12 protein-coding genes are annotated in these 17,563 nt (G+C 64.5%); 6 read left to right on the top strand and 6 right to left on the bottom strand.

Annotated features, from left to right (window positions below; all coding sequences use genetic code 11):
- Positions 1 to 55: 55 nt before the first annotated feature.
- Both D5687_RS06115 and D5687_RS06110 read right to left on the bottom strand, forming a co-directional pair.
- Positions 56 to 784, bottom strand: coding sequence for a pirin family protein (locus D5687_RS06115; protein ID WP_125198891.1), 729 nt, complete (start codon positions 782 to 784; stop codon positions 56 to 58).
- Positions 781 to 1,782 carry a glutathione S-transferase family protein gene (locus tag D5687_RS06110; protein WP_125198890.1) on the bottom strand — a complete coding sequence of 334 codons (1,002 nt, stop codon included), beginning with the start codon at positions 1,780 to 1,782 and terminating at the stop codon, positions 781 to 783. The genes D5687_RS06115 and D5687_RS06110 overlap by 4 nt, the downstream gene beginning before the upstream one ends.
- Before the next feature lie 247 nt (positions 1,783 to 2,029).
- Here D5687_RS06110 and D5687_RS06105 point away from each other — a divergent pair, with 247 nt between their 5' ends.
- The 3 genes from D5687_RS06105 to D5687_RS06095 all read left to right on the top strand — a co-directional run bounded on the left by D5687_RS06105 (position 2,030) and on the right by D5687_RS06095 (position 5,969).
- Positions 2,030 to 3,280, top strand: a complete 1,251-nt coding sequence (locus D5687_RS06105; protein ID WP_125198889.1) for a YeeE/YedE family protein — start codon at positions 2,030 to 2,032, stop codon at positions 3,278 to 3,280.
- Between the two features lie 369 nt (positions 3,281 to 3,649).
- The gene (locus tag D5687_RS06100; protein ID WP_125198888.1) at positions 3,650 to 3,916 is read left to right on the top strand and encodes a hypothetical protein; all 267 of its coding nucleotides are present in this window, start codon (positions 3,650 to 3,652) and stop codon (positions 3,914 to 3,916) included.
- The gene (locus D5687_RS06095; RefSeq protein WP_158611779.1) at positions 3,903 to 5,969 is read left to right on the top strand and encodes a choice-of-anchor F family protein; all 2,067 of its coding nucleotides are present in this window, start codon (positions 3,903 to 3,905) and stop codon (positions 5,967 to 5,969) included. The genes D5687_RS06100 and D5687_RS06095 overlap by 14 nt, the downstream gene beginning before the upstream one ends.
- Before the next feature lie 111 nt (positions 5,970 to 6,080).
- Here D5687_RS06095 and D5687_RS06090 read toward each other — a convergent pair whose 3' ends face one another.
- Positions 6,081 to 6,746, bottom strand: a complete 666-nt coding sequence (locus D5687_RS06090; protein ID WP_125198886.1) for a hypothetical protein — start codon at positions 6,744 to 6,746, stop codon at positions 6,081 to 6,083.
- Positions 6,747 to 6,915: 169 nt separating this feature from the next.
- Here D5687_RS06090 and D5687_RS06085 point away from each other — a divergent pair, with 169 nt between their 5' ends.
- A complete protein-coding gene (locus tag D5687_RS06085; protein WP_158611778.1) occupies positions 6,916 to 8,721 on the top strand; it encodes a Na/Pi cotransporter family protein in 1,806 nt (601 codons plus the stop codon).
- A 124-nt stretch (positions 8,722 to 8,845) separates the two neighbouring features.
- On the opposite strand, the gene katG is transcribed toward D5687_RS06085, so the two are convergent.
- Positions 8,846 to 11,065, bottom strand: coding sequence for a catalase/peroxidase HPI (gene katG, locus D5687_RS06080; RefSeq protein WP_125198884.1), 2,220 nt, complete (start codon positions 11,063 to 11,065; stop codon positions 8,846 to 8,848).
- Positions 11,066 to 11,465: 400 nt separating this feature from the next.
- Here katG and D5687_RS06075 point away from each other — a divergent pair, with 400 nt between their 5' ends.
- A complete protein-coding gene (locus D5687_RS06075) occupies positions 11,466 to 12,929 on the top strand; it encodes a phospholipase D-like domain-containing protein (protein ID WP_125198883.1) in 1,464 nt (487 codons plus the stop codon).
- An 11-nt stretch (positions 12,930 to 12,940) separates the two neighbouring features.
- On the opposite strand, the gene D5687_RS06070 is transcribed toward D5687_RS06075, so the two are convergent.
- Complete coding sequence (locus D5687_RS06070) at positions 12,941 to 13,813, bottom strand: ABC transporter substrate-binding protein (protein ID WP_125198882.1); 873 nt, start codon at positions 13,811 to 13,813, stop codon at positions 12,941 to 12,943.
- A 317-nt stretch (positions 13,814 to 14,130) separates the two neighbouring features.
- Positions 14,131 to 16,134, bottom strand: coding sequence for a protein-L-isoaspartate(D-aspartate) O-methyltransferase (locus tag D5687_RS06065; protein ID WP_125198881.1), 2,004 nt, complete (start codon positions 16,132 to 16,134; stop codon positions 14,131 to 14,133).
- A gap of 227 nt (positions 16,135 to 16,361) precedes the next feature.
- On the opposite strand from D5687_RS06065, the gene D5687_RS06060 reads away from it, so the two are divergent.
- A complete protein-coding gene (locus D5687_RS06060) occupies positions 16,362 to 17,555 on the top strand; it encodes an ammonium transporter (RefSeq protein WP_125198880.1) in 1,194 nt (397 codons plus the stop codon).
- The last annotated feature ends 8 nt before the right edge of the window (positions 17,556 to 17,563 follow it).

Here is a 17,563-nt window from a genome sequence, read left to right as displayed (position 1 = left end):
GCCATGCTACCCAGCCATACACGCGGCGGCAACGCGCGCCAACGTCAGACGTACGCTAATCGACGTACGGCCCGCGCTGACGGATCGGCTCGCCGTGCGGATGCCCGGCCGCCACCATCACCTCGCTGTTCTCGCCGGCCTTGAGATCGATTCGCGTCTCGCCGTCGAGGAAGGCGGCCTGCGCCGGGGAGAGTGACTGCCCATTGACCCGCACCGCGCCGTCCTTGAGGTAGACGATCGCCCGCCATCCGCCTGGCAAGTCGATGGCGTGACGACCGCCGGCATCCAGCAGGACGTGTCGATACAGGGCGTCGGTCTTCAAGGTCACCCGGCCGCCCTCGCCGGCGATGCGCCGCTCGCGCCCGCCGTCGAAGGCGATTTCGGGCACCGTATTGGCGGGGGCTTCCTCGTAGGACGGCTCGCTGGCCTTAAATCGACGGGGGAGATTCACCCACAGCTGGATACCGCTGGTGGTCTCCTCGACCGAGGGCATCTCCGAGTGGACGATCCCCGCCCCGGCCGTGAATCGTTGCGCGCCACCCGGGCCCACCGTCGACACGTTGCCGAGGTTGTCGCGGTGCTCGATCTCTCCACTGAACAAGTAGGTGATCGCCTCGAAGCCGCGATGCGGGTGCTCGGGAAAGCCCGTGCCCGCACCGAGCTCGAAGTGATCGAACATCACGAACGGGTCGAAGTTCATGAACACCGGCAACGGCAGGTGCCGCTTGACCCGTGCACCGGCCCCCTCGGCCATTACGGTGGCATCCCAAATCTCGATACTCACAGCAATACCTCGCGCTCGTCACGGTGAAGGCCCCGGTGATGGGGCTGGTCGAAATCGATCGTTGGCCCACGCGGTACGATCCTGGTGGGATTGATCCAATCGTGGCTGACGTAATAGTGGTGCTTGATGTGATCGAGGCGCACCGTCTCGGCCACGCCGGGCCACTGGTAAAGCTCGCGTGTGAACGCCCAGAGGTTGGGGAAGTCGGTCAGCCGGTTCCGATTGCACTTGAAGTGGCCAAAGTAGACCGCATCGAAGCGCACCAGGGTGGTGAAAAGTCGCCAGTCGGCCTCGGTGATCCGCTCATCCACCAGATATCGCTGGTTGGCCACACGGGCCTCCAGTTCATCTAGCGTCTCGAACAAGCGATCGAACGCCGTCTCGTAGGCATCCTGAGCCGTGGCAAACCCGGCACGATAGACCCCGTTATTGACGTTCTCGTAGACAATTGCGTTGATCGAGTCGATCGCTTCGTGCAGCCCGGCCGGGTAGTAATCATCACGATTACCCGTGAGATCGTCGAACGCCGAATTAAACATGCGAATGATCTCGGAAGACTCGTTGTTCACGATGGTCTGACGCTGCTTGTCCCAGAGCACCGGCACGGTGACGATGCCGCTGACCTTGGGATCGGCACGGGTGTAGAGCTGGTGCAGGTGGTGCGCGCCCATCTGGCTGTCGGGTGTAGCGCCGGGGAAGTCACCGAAGTGCCAGCCCTCGGCCAGCATGTGCGGGTGAACCACGTCGACGCTGATCAGGTCGGTCAGACCCTTGATGGCCCGGAAGATCAGCGTGCGGTGCGCCCAGGGGCAGGCATACGAGACGTAGAGATGGTAACGCCCGGCCTCGGCGGGAAAACCACCTTCCCCAGTCGGCCCCGGTGATCCATCCGGCGTGATCCAGTGACGGAACATCGAATCCTTGCGGACGAACTCGCCGCCCTCGGATTCCGACTCGAACCAGTCGGTATGCAGCTTCCCCTCGACAAGCAAACTCATCGCTTCCTCCATTAACGCGTCCAACCGGGCCCTGCCCGATATCAAGCGCCGGAGTATGGACCAGGTTTCCGGTGACGTTGTCGAACTATTCGAAACCTTTGATTCGATATCCCAACATCAAACTCGACCTCCATGGATGGCCGGCTTATGCCCCGATCACGAGATTCTGTGGCAAAAACAACGCCCTGACGTGCTTTTCGCCCTACCATGACCGGACACCCTTTTTACCCTTCGTGACACGTCTTCAATGCCCCTACTGTTCGACAATCCCTGGCTAACCCTCCTGACCGGTGCCGCGCTGATCGGACTGGCCTTTGGCGCCATCGCCGCGGCCACCCGTTACTGCAACATGGGTGCCGTCTCAGACTGGGTACTGACCGGCGATCCGGGACGGATGCGCGCCTGGCTACTATCGATCGCGGTCGCGGTCGCGGGCGTTGCCCTGCTCGAGGCCGGCGGGGTATTCGATCTCGATCAGACCCGGGTCAACTACCGTGCCGCCGAGTTTCCGTGGCTGCGCTACCTGCTCGGTGGGCTGCTGTTCGGGGTGGGCATGGTGCTGGCCGGGGGCTGCACCACCAAGACGCTGGTCAACATTGGCCAGGGGGACATGAAATCGCTGTGGGCGTACGCCGTGGTGGGCGTGACCGCCGCCGGGCTGCTCTACTGGCCCGAGGCACGCTGGTTCGTCGACCAGACATTGGCCTGGCCGCAGTTGAGTTTCGAGGCCGTCTCGATCGGCCATCAGGATCTGGGCGCCCTGCTCGCAGGCGTCAGCCCGAGCGGCTCATTGGAACACTGGCGCTTGGCCACGGCCCTGGTGGTGGCCGCCGGGTTGATTGTCTGGCTGTGGCGGATGGACCACGCCCAGCGCATGCGTCGCGCGGACGTGATCGGCGGGCTGGGTATCGGCCTGGTGATCACCGCCGGCTGGCTGTGGACCGGCTCGCCTGCGGGGCAGTCCCTGATGAGCGAGGCCGCCCTGGCCTTCGACCCGCCCAAGGGCACCGGCACCCAGTCGCTGAGCTTCGTCGCGCCGGCAGCCGAGGTGCTGCGCCTGGCCGAATCACCAGCCCTTGGGCTAGTCACCTTCGGCATCGTGGCGATGCTCGGGGTCATCGTTGGCGCCGGCGTCTGGGCGGTCATCCGTGGCCATTTCCGGTTGCAGGGATTCCGCGCCTGGTCGCAGTTCGGCACCTATTCGATCGGCGGGCTGCTGATGGGCGCCGGCGGGATCATCGCGATGGGCTGCTCGGTCGGCCAGGGGCTCTCGGGCAGTTCGACCCTGGCGCTGGGCAGTCTGATCGCCCTGGGCGGCATCGTGCTGGGGGCGTTCGTGACCCTCAAGATCATGCTCTACCGCGCGCTCTACCCCGAAAGCCGCCGGCGTTCGCTGACCTGCGCATTGCTGGCCGACCTGCACCTGATCCCGCGCCGCTGCCACCCCTTCCGCGATGAAGTCCCCAGCGGTGAACGGCCCACCGGATGCTCCCGCTGATAATCCCCCGCCCGAACCGAAAAAACGCCACGGCCATACCCTGACTTCCACCCCGCGCCACTTTCGTGGCGCACGGTCGTCCATGCAGCGCTGAAAAGCTCACTTCATCGTGTTGTCGGCAGGCCACACCAAAAAGCGAAAAATTGACCGTTTGCGTGGCGCACTGTCACGCAAACGTCATATTCGCCCCTTAATTAGGGCATTTCACGCCCCGCCATCGGGCGTTTCCTTTACGCATAAGCGGTTCGCCAACTATCACGAAACAATTCTATAGGCACATAAGTGATTTTGGGTCCACGATGAGACACATAAGAAGAAGAGCAATTACGAGTTTCTTTTAATTCATGAAACAAGGGAAGTCACAGGATCATGAAAACAATCAAATCATTCCGCCGCAGCACCCTGTCAGCATGCATTGCGCTGGGTTGCGCCGCGTGGGGCGCCCAAGCCTCGGCAGACCAGATTCTCAAGCTGGACTACTCCTCTGGGGATGGCTATTTCCTGGTTGATGAAGATGACGGCCTGATGGAGCCGGGGATCAAGGCCGTCACGCCTGAGCCGAGCAACTACGATGCGGTTGATGGAATCGTCGGCGGCGGCAGCGTGTCGGCCAACTGTCTCAATGTCCAGCCGTGACCTCAGTGCCTTTACCGACACCACGGATTGCGCTGCGGAACCCCGTTCCAGCAAGCGCTACAAAACCAACCTGACGGGAAGGGGTGCCTTCGACGCCGTCTTCACGACTGCTGCCACCGCCGACCCGACTCCCACGGTTTACAACAACATCGGCAAGGTCACCAACCAGACCGGTGCGCGGATCACGGGCTTCAAGGTCGTAGTGGGTACTGGCACTGGGGCAAACTTCACCCCGGCCAGCCAGTCCGATCTCCCCGTGGGCATCACGGAAGAAGGCACCCTGCAAACCCGCGCCAACGTTCCTTGCGGCCTGTTCGGCTATGGTTGCGCCCAAACCGCCGATGAGCCCTCCCCCGAAGAAGGTTATTTCGACACGGACCAAGATAATGACCAGCTCACGGTAAGCGTCGACGGAGATACCGTGACCTTCGCGAACATGACCGAAGCGCTCGGCCCCGACTACCTCCGCATCGTAGGTGACTCCATCCTCGACCGGAGCCAGGTTCCCACGGGCCTGTTCATCGAAGACACCGACACCGCATCCGAGGATGACCTGCTCGTCTGGAAGGCACCCGGCAGCGACACCTGGTTGGACGAGAACGGCGACACCCTTACGCAAGCCGAGGTAGACCAGCGCATCGCTGATGCCAAAGCGGCAATGGGTGATGCCTACGTCGGCACCTATGAAGGCGACGTCGAGGACATGTCGAACATCAACATGAACTTCCCGATCGACGTCGGCGTGCTCGACGGGCAGTTCACCATGCGCTTCATCCCTCTGTTTAACCCGATCGTGGAAGCGGCCGGCTCGGATTACCAGTTCGCAGTAGCCTCGTCGCTCGACAGCAGTGAAATCGTGTTCATGAACGCCGATCCGGAGTTCGCGAATGTCATTGCCGAGATCAACGGGCTTGGCACCGTTGCCGAGAAGCAGACTGCGCTGGAACGCGCGGGCACGAGCTACCTGCGCAATTTCGGCACCCAGTCCTTCCTGATGGGACGTGACCAGATCGAGATGGTGCTCAAGCACCTCAACAACGGGCGCATGGTCATGCCGGCCGGCACCACCAGCGGCAACATGAATGCCAGCGCCACGTCGGTCGAGGACATCAGCGCTGTCCGCTTGGCCTCCTCCGATTCCTCCGCACAAGGCCTTGCCGGCCTGATGGCGGGCACAGGCGGTAGCAACAGCATGGAGATTACAGAACGCTTCTCGGTGTTCTTCTCCGGCTCGGTCTCCACCGGTGACATCGACAACACCACCAACGGTGCCGGCGCCGACTACAACGGTTACGCACTCACCGGTGGCGGCGATTACCGCGTCACGGACAAGACGCGCGTGGGTGCGGCTATCGGCTACGGTGAGAACGAGGGAAGCGTCAACGACAACCGGGGCGACCTGGATGTCGACGGCACTACCGCGATGATTTATGGCTCCTACGGCAGCGCGACCGGCCTGTTTGCCGACGCGGTATTCGGCTACTCCTGGCTCGACTACGACAACGATCGCCGCATCGCCTTCGGCACGTACAACGAATTGGCCGAGAGCAGCACCGACGGCAAGCAGAAGAGCTTCACCCTCGATGGCGGCTATAACTTCGAGATTGGTCGCTTCATCGCCGGTCCGAGCGCCCGTTTCCAGTACCTCGACCTCGAGGTCGACGGCTACGAAGAAAACGGCGCAGGCGTGCTCTCAATGTCCGTCGAGGACATGGACTTCGAGTCACGCACCATCTGGCTCGGCGGGCAAGTCGCCATGCCGATCGCGCTCGACAACGGTGGCTTCATCCAACCGAACGCCCGACTCCACTGGGTCAAGGAACTGGAAGATGAGGGCACTACGGTCGGGACGAACTTCACCGGCGGCACCCTGCCGTTCTCCACGCCAATCGACGGCCGCGACGACAACTACGTCCGCGCTGGCGTCGGTCTGGATGCCGGCTTCACGGGCTGGGGGCAGCCGATGACCGTGTCGGTCAACTACGACGGCACGCTCGCGAACGATGACTACGACGAGCACCGGGGTAGCGTGAGCATCACCATGCACTTCTGAATCGTTTACCGATCCCAGCGAAAAGCCCTTGCCTTCAGGCAAGGGCTTTTTTCATGGGTCAATAAGCAACTCGTCGTTGCCAAAATTTCAATAACGATGAACTGCCAAGGATCAGGGATCGATTTTCAACAGGGGGGCATTCGCACCCTTCAATACCTTGTCAGCCATCATCGTGGGGAATTCCAGCGTCACCCGCGAACTCTCCGGCAACTCTCGACGTTCACCCCAACTCGTTGATCCATCATCTGAGTAGTTGGCCAGACGATACCCAAATGACGTATCACTGTTGTTTATCAACTCGATACGCGCGGTCACGGTTGGCATTGTTTCGAGACCCACCTGTCGTTGAACCCGCTCGATATTGCCCTGCACGTACGGCGGCAAACCCACCGACAGGGTCTGCTCGTGGAGCTTGATATTGACGTGCGAGAGGCCGCTCAAGGCCTCGCCCGGCATGGCATCGAACACGATCATGTTGCGAAATGTCGTCTCGGCCCCCGCCTCGAGCTCGCGGCAACCGCGATAGCGCGTGTCCGGGAATACGCCGGAAAGCACCCAGGTGGTCCAGCCCGCGCTGCCCTCGCGTTCGACGCTGCGACTGCCGCGGTCGCAATCCTCGGTGCGCACCTTGCTGGTGGCAAACAGCCCATGGGTCTCGCGCTCGAGGATATCGCCGATCTCGAGCTCGGCCTCGACCTCGGCCTGACAGCCGCTAAGCAGAGTGGTCAGGCCCATGCCGGCGAGCAGCAGGGGCATCAGGACGGTACGACGGGGCATGGACAACCTCTCGGGCTCGACCATCGGCTGGCCGCCCGTGGATTGGCGGACGCCCAGCCGATCACGGTGGTGAAATCGGGGATCGGAGTCTAGCACCCGGCCTGCCCGCCAGCCTTGCTCGCGACAGCTGTGACCTCGGCCACCGACATCGCCACGGCAGATGGCTATCATGAACGACATGAATCTCCATCTGGCACTCACCTTCCTCGGCGGCGTCGGCCTGTTCCTGCTGGGCATGCGCTTGATGACGGATGGCCTCAAGGTCGCCGCCGGCGACGCGCTGCGCGAGATACTGGCCCGTGGCACGGCCACCACCCCGCGCGGGATCATCTCGGGCATCGGCATCACGGCGGTGGTGCAATCGTCTTCCGCGGTGATCTTTGCCACGGTCGGTTTCGTCAACGCAGGGCTGCTGACGCTGTTCCAGGCCGTCGGGGTGATCATCGGCAGCAACATCGGCACCACCGCCACCTCCTGGCTGGTGGCGATCGTCGGCTTCAAGGTCGACCTGCAGGCCCTGGCCCTCCCCGCCGTGGCCATCGGCATGCTGCTGCGCGTCACCGGTCAGGGCAAGCGGCGCGCCTACCTCGGTGACGCGCTCACCGGCTTCGGCATCTTCTTTCTCGGCCTGGATGTACTCAAGGCGAGCTTCGGTGATTTCGGCGAGGGATTCGATCTGGCAGCGCATACCGGCAACGGTGTGTGGAGCCTGCTGATGTTCGCGGCCATTGGCGTGATCATGACCGTGGTGATGAATTCCTCCAGTGCGTCGCTCGCCATCACGCTCACGGCGGCCGGCACCGGCCTGATCCCGCTGACTTCGGCTGCCGCCATGGTGATCGGCGCGAACGTCGGCACCACCTCCACCGCCCTGTTCGCGGTCATCGGCGCCACGTCCTCGGCCAAACGGGCCGCGATGGCCCACGTATTGTTCAACGTGGTGGTCGGCATCGTGGCGTTCGTTGGGCTGCCCGCCCTGCTCTGGCTGGTCGCACACGCCGCCCAGCTCATGCGCCTCGAGCCGGGGCCGGCCACCTCGCTTGCCATCTTCCATACCACCACGAAGCTGCTGGGCATGGCGATCTTCTGGCCATTGACGCCCCGGCTAGTCAAATTCCTCGAACGCCGATTCCGCAGCGCCGAGGAGGACGAAGGCCAACCGCGCCATCTCGACCGCAACATCGCCAGTACGCCGGACCTGGCTCTCGACGCGCTGAACATGGAATTGAAACGCATCGGCGAGATCGCCCGTCGGGGCGCCCGCGACGTGATCAGCATGGAAGGCTCGGCGGCCATCGAGCGCCTGCGCCGTGACCGCGCGATCGTCGACCGGCTGATCCTCGCCACCGCGGAATTCAGCAACCGGGCCCAGTATGGCGAGATACCCGCCTCGATTGCCGACGGCTTTCCCCTGGCCATGCGCATCGGCCGTTACTACGGCGATATCGTCGAGCACGTCGAAGAGGTTGCGAAGCTCGAGGCCACGCTGTCGACCCCCACGGACCCGGCGATCAGCGAGGCACTCACCGAATTCCGGCGCGAGACCGCGCATTTCCTTGCCCTGGCCGACCCGGACACCGAGGGCTTCGAGATGAAGCCGATCAAGCGGGCGATCAAGGATTTCGCCGACGACTATCAGTCGCTCAAGGCGCTGTTGTTGCGCGCCGGTGCCGATGACCGGCTGCCCGTACGTCAGATGGTCGCCCGACTGGACGAACTGAGCCACGTCCGGCGCATCGTCGACCAGGCCTACAAGGCCGCCAAGTACACCCGCCGGCTGCGCAAGCAGCTCTACCAGCACCAGGACGAAGCCGGTGGCGTCGAGGATACCGACACCTATCGCGACGATGCCGTGATGGAGATGACCGGGGCCCCGACCCCGTCGGCCACCGAGGACCAGGAGGCACCCACCGGGCCGGCATACCCGACGGGCTCTTCGGAAGCCGACGAGACCCAACCGAGATCGCCTGGCTAATCACCGGCCGTTCGGCCCGCTCCTTTCTCGGCAACAAAAAAAGCCACCGATCCGAGGATCGATGGCCTTGGCGATTCAGGCGTCGACCGACGGGGATCTCCGCCGACCCCGCCGCTGCCCTCGGTCAGTTCAGATCGCAACGTCCGGCGTTCATCACCTTGTTCCATGCCGCGACGAAGCCATGCACGAACCGCCCGCCGGCGTCGTCCTGGGCATAGGCCTCGGCGATCGCCCGCAGTTGCGAGTTGGAACCGAACACCAGGTCGACGCGCGTGCCGGTCCACTTGAGTTCGCCGGTCTTGCGGTCACGCCCCTCGTAGATGTCCTCGTCCGCCTCGGTGGGCTTCCAGACCGTGTCCATGTCGGTCAGGTTGACGAAGAAATCGTTGGTCAGGGTGCCCGGTTCCTCGGTGAACACGCCGTGCTTGCTCTCCCCGTGGTTCGCGCCCAGCACCCGCAGGCCGCCGACCAGGGCGGTCATCTCGGGAGCCGACAGGCCCAGCAGCTGGGCGCGGTCGATCAGCATTTCCTCGTCGGAGACGGTGAACTTCGCGCGACGGTAGTTGCGGAACCCGTCGGCCTCGGGCTTCATCGGGTCGAAGGAATCGGCATCGGTCTGCTCGTCGGTCGCGTCGGCACGACCCGGCGCGAACGGCACCTCGACCGGGTAACCGGCATCCCAGGAGGCCAGCTCGATGGCCGCGGCACCACCCAGCACGATCAGGTCGGCCAGTGACACGCGCTTGCCACCGTACTGCGCGTCGTTGAATTCCTTCTGGATGCCCTCGAGGGTCTTGAGCACGCGGGCGAGTTGCTCGGGCTCGTTGACCTCCCAATCCTTCTGCGGCGCCAGGCGAATGCGTGCGCCGTTGGCCCCGCCGCGCTTATCCGAGCCGCGGAAGGTGCAGGCCGAGGACCAGGCGGTATAGACCAGCTCACGCACGGTCAGCCCCTTGTCCAGAATGGCCGCCTTGAGCTCCTCGGCGTCCTGCTCGTCGATCAGCACGTGGTCGACCGGCGGTACCGGGTCCTGCCAGATCAGGTCCTCGTCCGGCACGTCCGGGCCGAGGTAGCAGTCCTTCGGCCCCATGTCGCGGTGGGTGAGCTTGAACCAGGCCCGGGCGAAGGCATCGGCGAACTCCTCCGGGTTCTTGTGGAAGTGCTCGGCGATCTTGCGGTACTCCGGGTCCTCGCGCATCGCCATGTCGGCGGTGCTCATCATGATGCCGACCCGCTTGTTCGGGTCCTCGGCATCCGGGGCGTGATCCTTTTCGGCGAGATTCTTCGGCCTCCACTGCCAAGCGCCGGCCGGGCTCTTGGTCAGTTCCCAGTCGTAACCGAACAGCACGTCGAGGTAGGTCATGTCCCACTTGGTCGGCGTCGGTGTCCAGGACCCCTCCAGGCCACTGGTGATGGTGTCGCGGCCCTTGCCGCTGCCATAGCTGCTCTTCCAGCCAAAGCCCATCTCCTCGATCGGCGCGGCCTCCGGCTCCGGGCCAACGTGCGCGGCATCACCGGCGCCGTGCACCTTGCCGAAGGTATGGCCACCGGCGGTCAGGGCGACGGTCTCGTAGTCGTTCATCGCCATGCGCTCGAACGTCTCGCGGATGTCGTGCGCCGAGGCGAGCGGATCGGGTTCACCGTCCGGGCCTTCCGGGTTGACGTAGATCAGGCCCATCTGCACGGCGGCGAGCGGGTTTTCCAGTTCACGATCACCGGAGTAACGGCTGTGCGGCTTATCACTGGTGGCCAGCCACTCTTCCTCGGCACCCCAGTAGATGTCCTCTTCCGGCGCCCAGATGTCCTTGCGTCCACCGCCGAAGCCGAAGGTCTTGAGCCCCATGGACTCGAGTGCCATGTTGCCGGCAAGGATGTAGAGATCGGCCCAGGAGAGCTTATTGCCGTACTTCTGCTTGATCGGCCACAGCAGGCGGCGGGCCTTGTCGAGGTTGGCATTGTCCGGCCAGCTGTTGATCGGCGCGAAGCGCTGATTGCCGGTCGATGCGCCGCCACGGCCGTCGGCGGTACGGTAGGTGCCTGCCGAATGCCACGCCATGCGGATCAGGAACGGGCCGTAGTGGCCGTAATCGGCCGGCCACCATTCCTTCGAGTCGCTCATCAGGTCGACCAGGTCCTTCTTCACCGCCTCGAGATCAAGTTTCTTGAACTCCTCGGCGTAATCGAAATCCTCGCCCAGCGGGTTCGACACGGGGGTGTGCTGATGCAGGATGCCGAGGTTGAGCTGGTTCGGCCACCAATCCGTGGCGCCACCGCCGCCACCGCCCATCCTGGTACGGCTGCCGTGCATTACCGGACATTTGCCTGCGTTCGCGTTCTCGCCCATTTCCTTCTCCTCGTGGTCTCGGCGGAAGCCAACCGTTCAACGGCCGGCTCTCCGGATTCGCTCATGCGAAATGTCCCAGCGAGCGAACCCGCCGGGAAAACTGCTATGCCTACAACCATCCGTCCGACGCCTTCCCGCCTGCGTCATTCGATGGGTGCCTCACGACACTGGCGTCAGTTCACCAACTTAGGCTCCCCACGCACCCGCTGCAAATTGATTTTTCACCGCACTTTAATAGCGAGTGACTATCACCTCTCCCGCCGCTTCAATGGGTGCGTCGCGGCGATACCTGGGGTGCATTCACCTGCGCCGCGCCACGCGTTGCGTGTAGGATTCCAGGCAGCGACCGGCCAACCCGACGGCCACGCGACACTCCCGCCCCATCCCGAAGCACAACCCCATGCGTCATAACCGCTACCGCCCCGGCAAACGCACGTTGATGGTCCTGCTGTCGATCGGCCTGCTCGCCTGGCTGATCGTCGGCACCTGGCACGTCTACAAGCCGATGCCGGGCGGGCTCGATGTCGCCACCCCGTGGGTGCCGGCAGAGGACGTGACCTTCCTTGCCGACACCACCTACACCGCCCCCAACGGCAAACGCGTCAGCGACCAGGAGATCTTTGATGCGATAGCGGACATGGTGGCCGGGGCGCGGGAGTTGCTCGTGCTCGACATGTTCCTGTTCAACGATTTCGCCGGCCAGGCCAGCGACGGTCATCGCCCGCTTTCGGCCGAACTGACCACGGCACTGGTCGAGCAGCAGCGCCGCCAGACGGATTTCGATACGGTGCTGATTACCGACCCGGTCAACACCGTTTACGGCAGCATCGAATCCGATCACCTCGAACGACTGCGCTCTGCCGGCGTGCGGGTTATCACCACCGACCTGGACCGACTACGTGATCCCAATGCCCTGTGGTCCGGTCTATGGCGACTATGCTGCCGCTGGCTTGAGAGCGAGCCCGGCTCCGGCTGGCTACCCAACCCCCTGGCCGAGGACCGCGCCTCGACCTTCGATGCGTGGATGCGGCTGCTCAATTTCAAGGCCAACCATCGCAAGACCGTGATCGCCGACCGGGGAGAAAACTGGATTGGGCTGGTCACCTCGGCCAATCCGCACGATGCGAGCAGCCGTCACGGCAACGTGGCGCTGCGGTTTGCCGGTCCCGCGGCCCTGGACCTGCTGTCAACGGAGAAGGCTGCGGCAAGCCTGTCGGGGGCCGAGCGGGCCTTCACCCTGCCCTCGCCGCCCCGCGGGGACTATTTTGATGTGAACGAAGGGCGCTTGCGCGTGCTCACCGAGGCCCGCATCCGTGAAGCCGCCGTGGCGATCATCGAAGCAGCCGAGGCCGGCGAGCGGCTGGACCTGGCGATGTTCTACCTTGCGCATCGGGAGGTGATCGAGGCGCTCAAGCGTGCCGCGGAGCGCGGGGTGAAACTGCGCGCCCTGCTCGATCCGAACCACGACGCCTTCGGGCGAACGAAAAGCGGCATTCCCAATCGCCCGGTCGGCATGGAGCTCCATCGCGCAGGCATGGAGGTGCGCTGGTGCGATACCGACGGCGAGCAGTGTCACAGCAAGTTGCTGCTCCATCACAAGGCCGACGGTTCGGCCCGTCTGCTACTAGGCTCGGCGAATTTCACCCGTCGCAATCTCGACAACTTCAACATGGAAACCAACGTCGACTGGCAGGCCCCCGCCGGCCACCCGGCACTGCAGGCCGCGAGCCGCTTTTTCGATACCCGCTGGTCCAACGAGAACGGCGAACGCCACAGCCTGCCCTTCACCGAGTACGCCGATGACTCGCGGTGGCGTTATTGGCGCTACCGCCTGATGGAAGCGACGGGCCTGTCGACGTTCTGAGGGTCACCGGGTCAGACGGGGGAAAACATCGCCTCGTAGCCGGCTTGATCCACCTGGGACAGGCCCAGGCGTTGGAACTGCTGCCACATCTCCCGCCAGCGCTCGGCGTCTGGTACGACCGGGGCCACCAGGCGGTAGCAGGTATCGAGGACAATCGCGTCCATCAGGTCGCTTTGCGCCTCGCCGCTGTGGCGGTACCACAGCCGCATTGCCTCGTCGGGGTCCTCGCGGCAGAGCGTTGCCCCTTCCGAGGCGATCCGCGTGACCGCCTCGATCACCTCGGGATATTCCCGCTGGAAGGCCTCGCCGGTGAACAACTCAAGCGCCGAGAAGTTGGGCAGCCCCACCTCGACGCTCGAGATCAATCGCGCGGCCACGCCCAGCTCGCGGGCCTCGACCCCTTCGAAATTTGCGAAACATAGCCACGCTCCCTGGAAGCCCGCCTGCAGGTTCTTCAGGTGCTCGAAACCGGCCGCCTCGATCTGCAGTTGCGACGACTCGAAGCGTATACCCTCGCGTTCGCACCAGCGCGCGACGATCAAACGGGCGAGATCATCCGTCACCTCGCCGGCCACCGGTGAGGCCACCCGAATCGTCTCGCCGCGCTTTAGTGCCTGTTCGCCTTCCGGGGTCAGCATCACCCCGCCTTCGGTCTCGAAGAAACACCCCAGCGCCCGCAGCCCCGGGCGCGCCTCGTCGATCATGTACAGTGGCTCGTTGCAGGCGAACGCCAGCTTGCCCTGGGCGACCTCCGCGAGACCGTCATAGTGGCCTTCGGGCTCGATCAACGTCAGATCCAGCCCCGCATCGCGAAACCAGCCCTTCTCGATGCCGGCGATGAACGGCAGGCGGTCGGGGTCAAGGAAACTCTGCACGAATGCCATACCGCTCTGCGTGCCTTGAGCCGGGCAGATGCAAGGCGTTCGTCCGCCGCGGAAGAGTCATTCTCTTTCCAAGGACGACAACGTAGCAGGTGCCCGGCTCAAGGCGCGCCCTGCGGGGCTTGGCGAGTCGCCCGTGCTCCGCGTTGCGATGTCTTGACGTGGCCACCGGCACGCCGGCGACATCGCGCCTTGATCACGAACGACTCGCCAAGCCAGAGTGGCATGGCATTCGTGCAGAGTTTCCTTAACAAACCACTCCAGTCCGAGTTCGATCGATTTCATGCTGTCTCCTGATGACGTAAAACCCGACGTGCAGTCTAGATACCAAACGGATAGGTGTCGGGGGCACCCTCGAGCTCCCGACTGTCGAGCGGCGTGACCGCGCGGCTGCGGTCGACCCAGATGTACTCGTCGAACTGCGCGGGCAATTCGGCGTGGAAATAGTGGCTGGCACGCTCGGTTTCCGGGCGGTAGATCACCCCGACCGCCCGTTCCAGGCGTGGCTCGGCCAGGCCCTGGCGCACCTGGGCGTCACCGCCCCTCCCCAACGGCAACAGGAAACCGGACCGGCCGCTCTCGTGGCAGAGACGCTCGTAGCTGTCGGGCAGTGCCGGGCGGAGGGTTTTGATCTCCATCGGTTCGTCCCAGTTGGAGGCGGCCGCCACCGTGCCGGTGTCGGTGCCGAAACCGATCGAGTAGACGGCATCGCCGAAACGCGCCCGGCACAGCTGGCCGATATTGAATTCGCCCCGGCGCGACATGTCGGTGGCCTGCGCGTCGCCCACGTGCGAGTTATGTGCCCAGATCACGCCCCGACTGCCCTCGCCGTGATGGGCCAGCAGTGCCTCGAGGGTCTCGAACATGTGGCCATCACGCAGGTTCCAGGCACTGCGCGAGCCGTAGAACATCGAGCGGTAGTACTCCTCGGCATTTGCGACCAGACGGGCGTTCTGTACCGCGTCGAGGAAGCGGTCGCCGTCCTGCTCGGCGTACTGGCGGTGCCGTTGCTGCAGGTCGCGCAGCATCTCGACCACCGGGGTCTCGCAGCCGACATAGCCCGGGCTCAGCGACATCCGGGCATAGTCGGCCGGGTCGGGCTCGAACGGTGTCAGGCATCCGTAGCGCTCCCGGGCAACGGCCGCGGCCTCGGGATCAACGTCGTCGAGGTATTCCAGTACCGCCGCAATCGAGTTGTAGAGGCTGTAAAGGTCCAGGCCGTGAAAGGCGACACGATCGGCGGGCGCCCGATCGGCATTGTGCTCGCGCAACCAGTCGACGAACCCGCGCACCTCCTCGTTGCGCCACATCCAGGTGGGAAACCGGGCGAAGGCGGTCCATTCGGAAGGCGGGTACTCCGCGTGTCGCACGTAGTGATCGATGCGGGCGGTGTCGGGCCAGTCGCCCTCGATGGCGACGAAATCAAAGCCCTTCTCCTCGATCAGTGCCCGGGTGATCCGTTGCCGGGCCCGATAGAACTCCGACGTGCCATGCGAGGCCTCGCCGATCAGCACAAGTCGCGAGGCGCCGATGCGATCCAGCAGGCCCGCGAGCGGCAGGTCGTCGACCGATTCGAACCCCTCGGCCACGTCGGCAATACGGCGACTCAACGACCGATCCCGCTCGGAGATCGCGCGCCGCCCGAACCCCCGCCGTGGACGCGCACTCGCCTCGTCCCAACCCGCCTCACCCAGCAGGGAGACGAATCGCACATCGGCCAGGTCTTCGTGGCGATACTCGTTTTCGCCCAGACGCGTGACCCGCACCAGTTCCTGTGCGCTTTCGTCTGGGCCCACCGGGATCACCAATCGTCCACCAACCGCGAGCTGGCGCTTGAGCCCGTCGGGGACGTTGGGGCTCGCCGCGGCCACCATGATCGCATCGAAGGGCGCGGCCTCAGGCCAGCCCAGCGACCCGTCACCCACACGCACCTCGACATTCACAAGCCGCTGGTCGAGCAGTGCGCGACTCGCTTGTTTTGCGAGCTCGCCGATGCGCTCGATGCTGTACACCTCACCGGCGATCCGCGCGAGCACCGCCGCGGCGTAGCCCGAGCCAGTACCGACGTCGAGCACCCGCTCGCCGCCCTTGAGGTCGAGCGCCTCGATCATCATCGCGACGATCCAGGGTTGGGTGATGGTCTGACCGGCGGCGATGGGCAGCGCGGTGTCGTCGTAGGCGAACTCGCGCAGATCCATTGGCACGAACGCCTCGCGTGGCACCTGCCGCATCGCCTCGAGCACCCTCGGCGATCGAACGCCCCGGGCACGCACCTGATTGTCCACCATCGTCTCGCGACGGGCCTTCTGGTCTGGATCGGTCATCGGTCACCCCCGTCGGGAACCGTCATGGAACACGAGGTCAGCTGAGCTTAGTCAATGCACGGCCGAACAGTGCTTGGCCGCGTGCCTTGCACCCCGGTTGTGCGCCCATGGGCATCACTGCACCAGAGATAGGCAATCATCGTGGGGCGAGTGCCCCGTAATGCGGCATGCGGCCATGGAACGGTTCCTGCTCATGGTGCAGGCAACAACTCAGACGGGAGACTTCGATGGAAACCTTTCAGGACGGTGCGAACACCTTCTTTCTCTTGATCGGCGCGGCGATGGTGCTGGCCATGCACGCCGGCTTCGCCTTTCTCGAGGTGGGCACGGTGCGCGAGAAGAACCAGGTCAACGCCCTGGTCAAGATCATCGGCGACTTTGCCGTCGCGACGATCGCCTACTTCTTCATCGGCTACTCGATCGCCTACGGCATGGACTTTTACGCCGCGGCCGCCGAGCTCAGCGTCGGCAACGGCTACGAGCTGGTCAAGTTCTTCTTCCTGCTGACCTTCGCGGCGGCCATCCCGGCGATCATCTCCGGCGGCATCGCCGAGCGGGCCAAATTCTACCCGGTGCTCGCAGCGACCTTCCTGATCGTGGCGTTCATCTACCCGGTCTACGAGGGCATGGTCTGGAATGGCCGATTCGGCCTGCAAGGCTGGCTGGAATCCACCTTCGGCGCGGGCTTCCACGACTTCGCCGGCTCGATGGTGGTGCACGGCATGGGCGGCTGGATCGCGCTGGCCGCCGTGCTGCTACTGGGGGCGCGCCGCGGGCGCTACGGCAAGAACGGTATGGCGGCCCACCCGCCGTCGAGCATCCCGTTCCTCGCGCTGGGCGCCTGGATACTCACCGTGGGCTGGTTCGGCTTCAATGTCATGTCCGCCCAGTCGGTCGAGGCGGTCTCGGGGCTGGTGGCGCTCAACTCGCTGATGGCAATGGTCGGCGGCGTGCTCGCCGCCCTGTTCGTCGGTCGCAACGACCCGGGTTTCGTCCACAACGGGCCGCTGGCGGGTCTGGTCGCGATCTGCGCCGGCTCGGACATCGTGCACCCGCTCGGTGCGCTCGCGATCGGCTCGATCGCGGGTGCCATGTTTGTCGCGACCTTCATCGTCACCCAGAACCGCTGGAAGATCGACGACGTCCTGGGCGTATGGCCATTGCACGGCCTGTGCGGTGCCTGGGGGGCGATTGCCGCCGGTATCTTCGGGCTCGAGGCCCTCGGCGGCATGGGCGGCGTAAGCCTGGTCTCGCAGTTGATCGGCACCACGGTGGGCGTTTCTATCGCGCTAGCCGGCGGCTTTCTCGTCTACTGGCTGCTCAAGCGCAGCGTCGGCATTCGCCTGACCGAGGAGCAGGAATTCGAGGGGGCCGACCTGTCGATCCACCGCATCAGCGCCACGCCGCCCAACGGCAGCTGATCGATCGC

The sequence above is a fragment of the Guyparkeria sp. SCN-R1 genome (genome assembly GCF_003932495.1).
Lineage (GTDB): Bacteria > Pseudomonadota > Gammaproteobacteria > Halothiobacillales > Halothiobacillaceae > Guyparkeria.
This window is presented reverse-complemented; position numbering and strand designations above follow the sequence as displayed.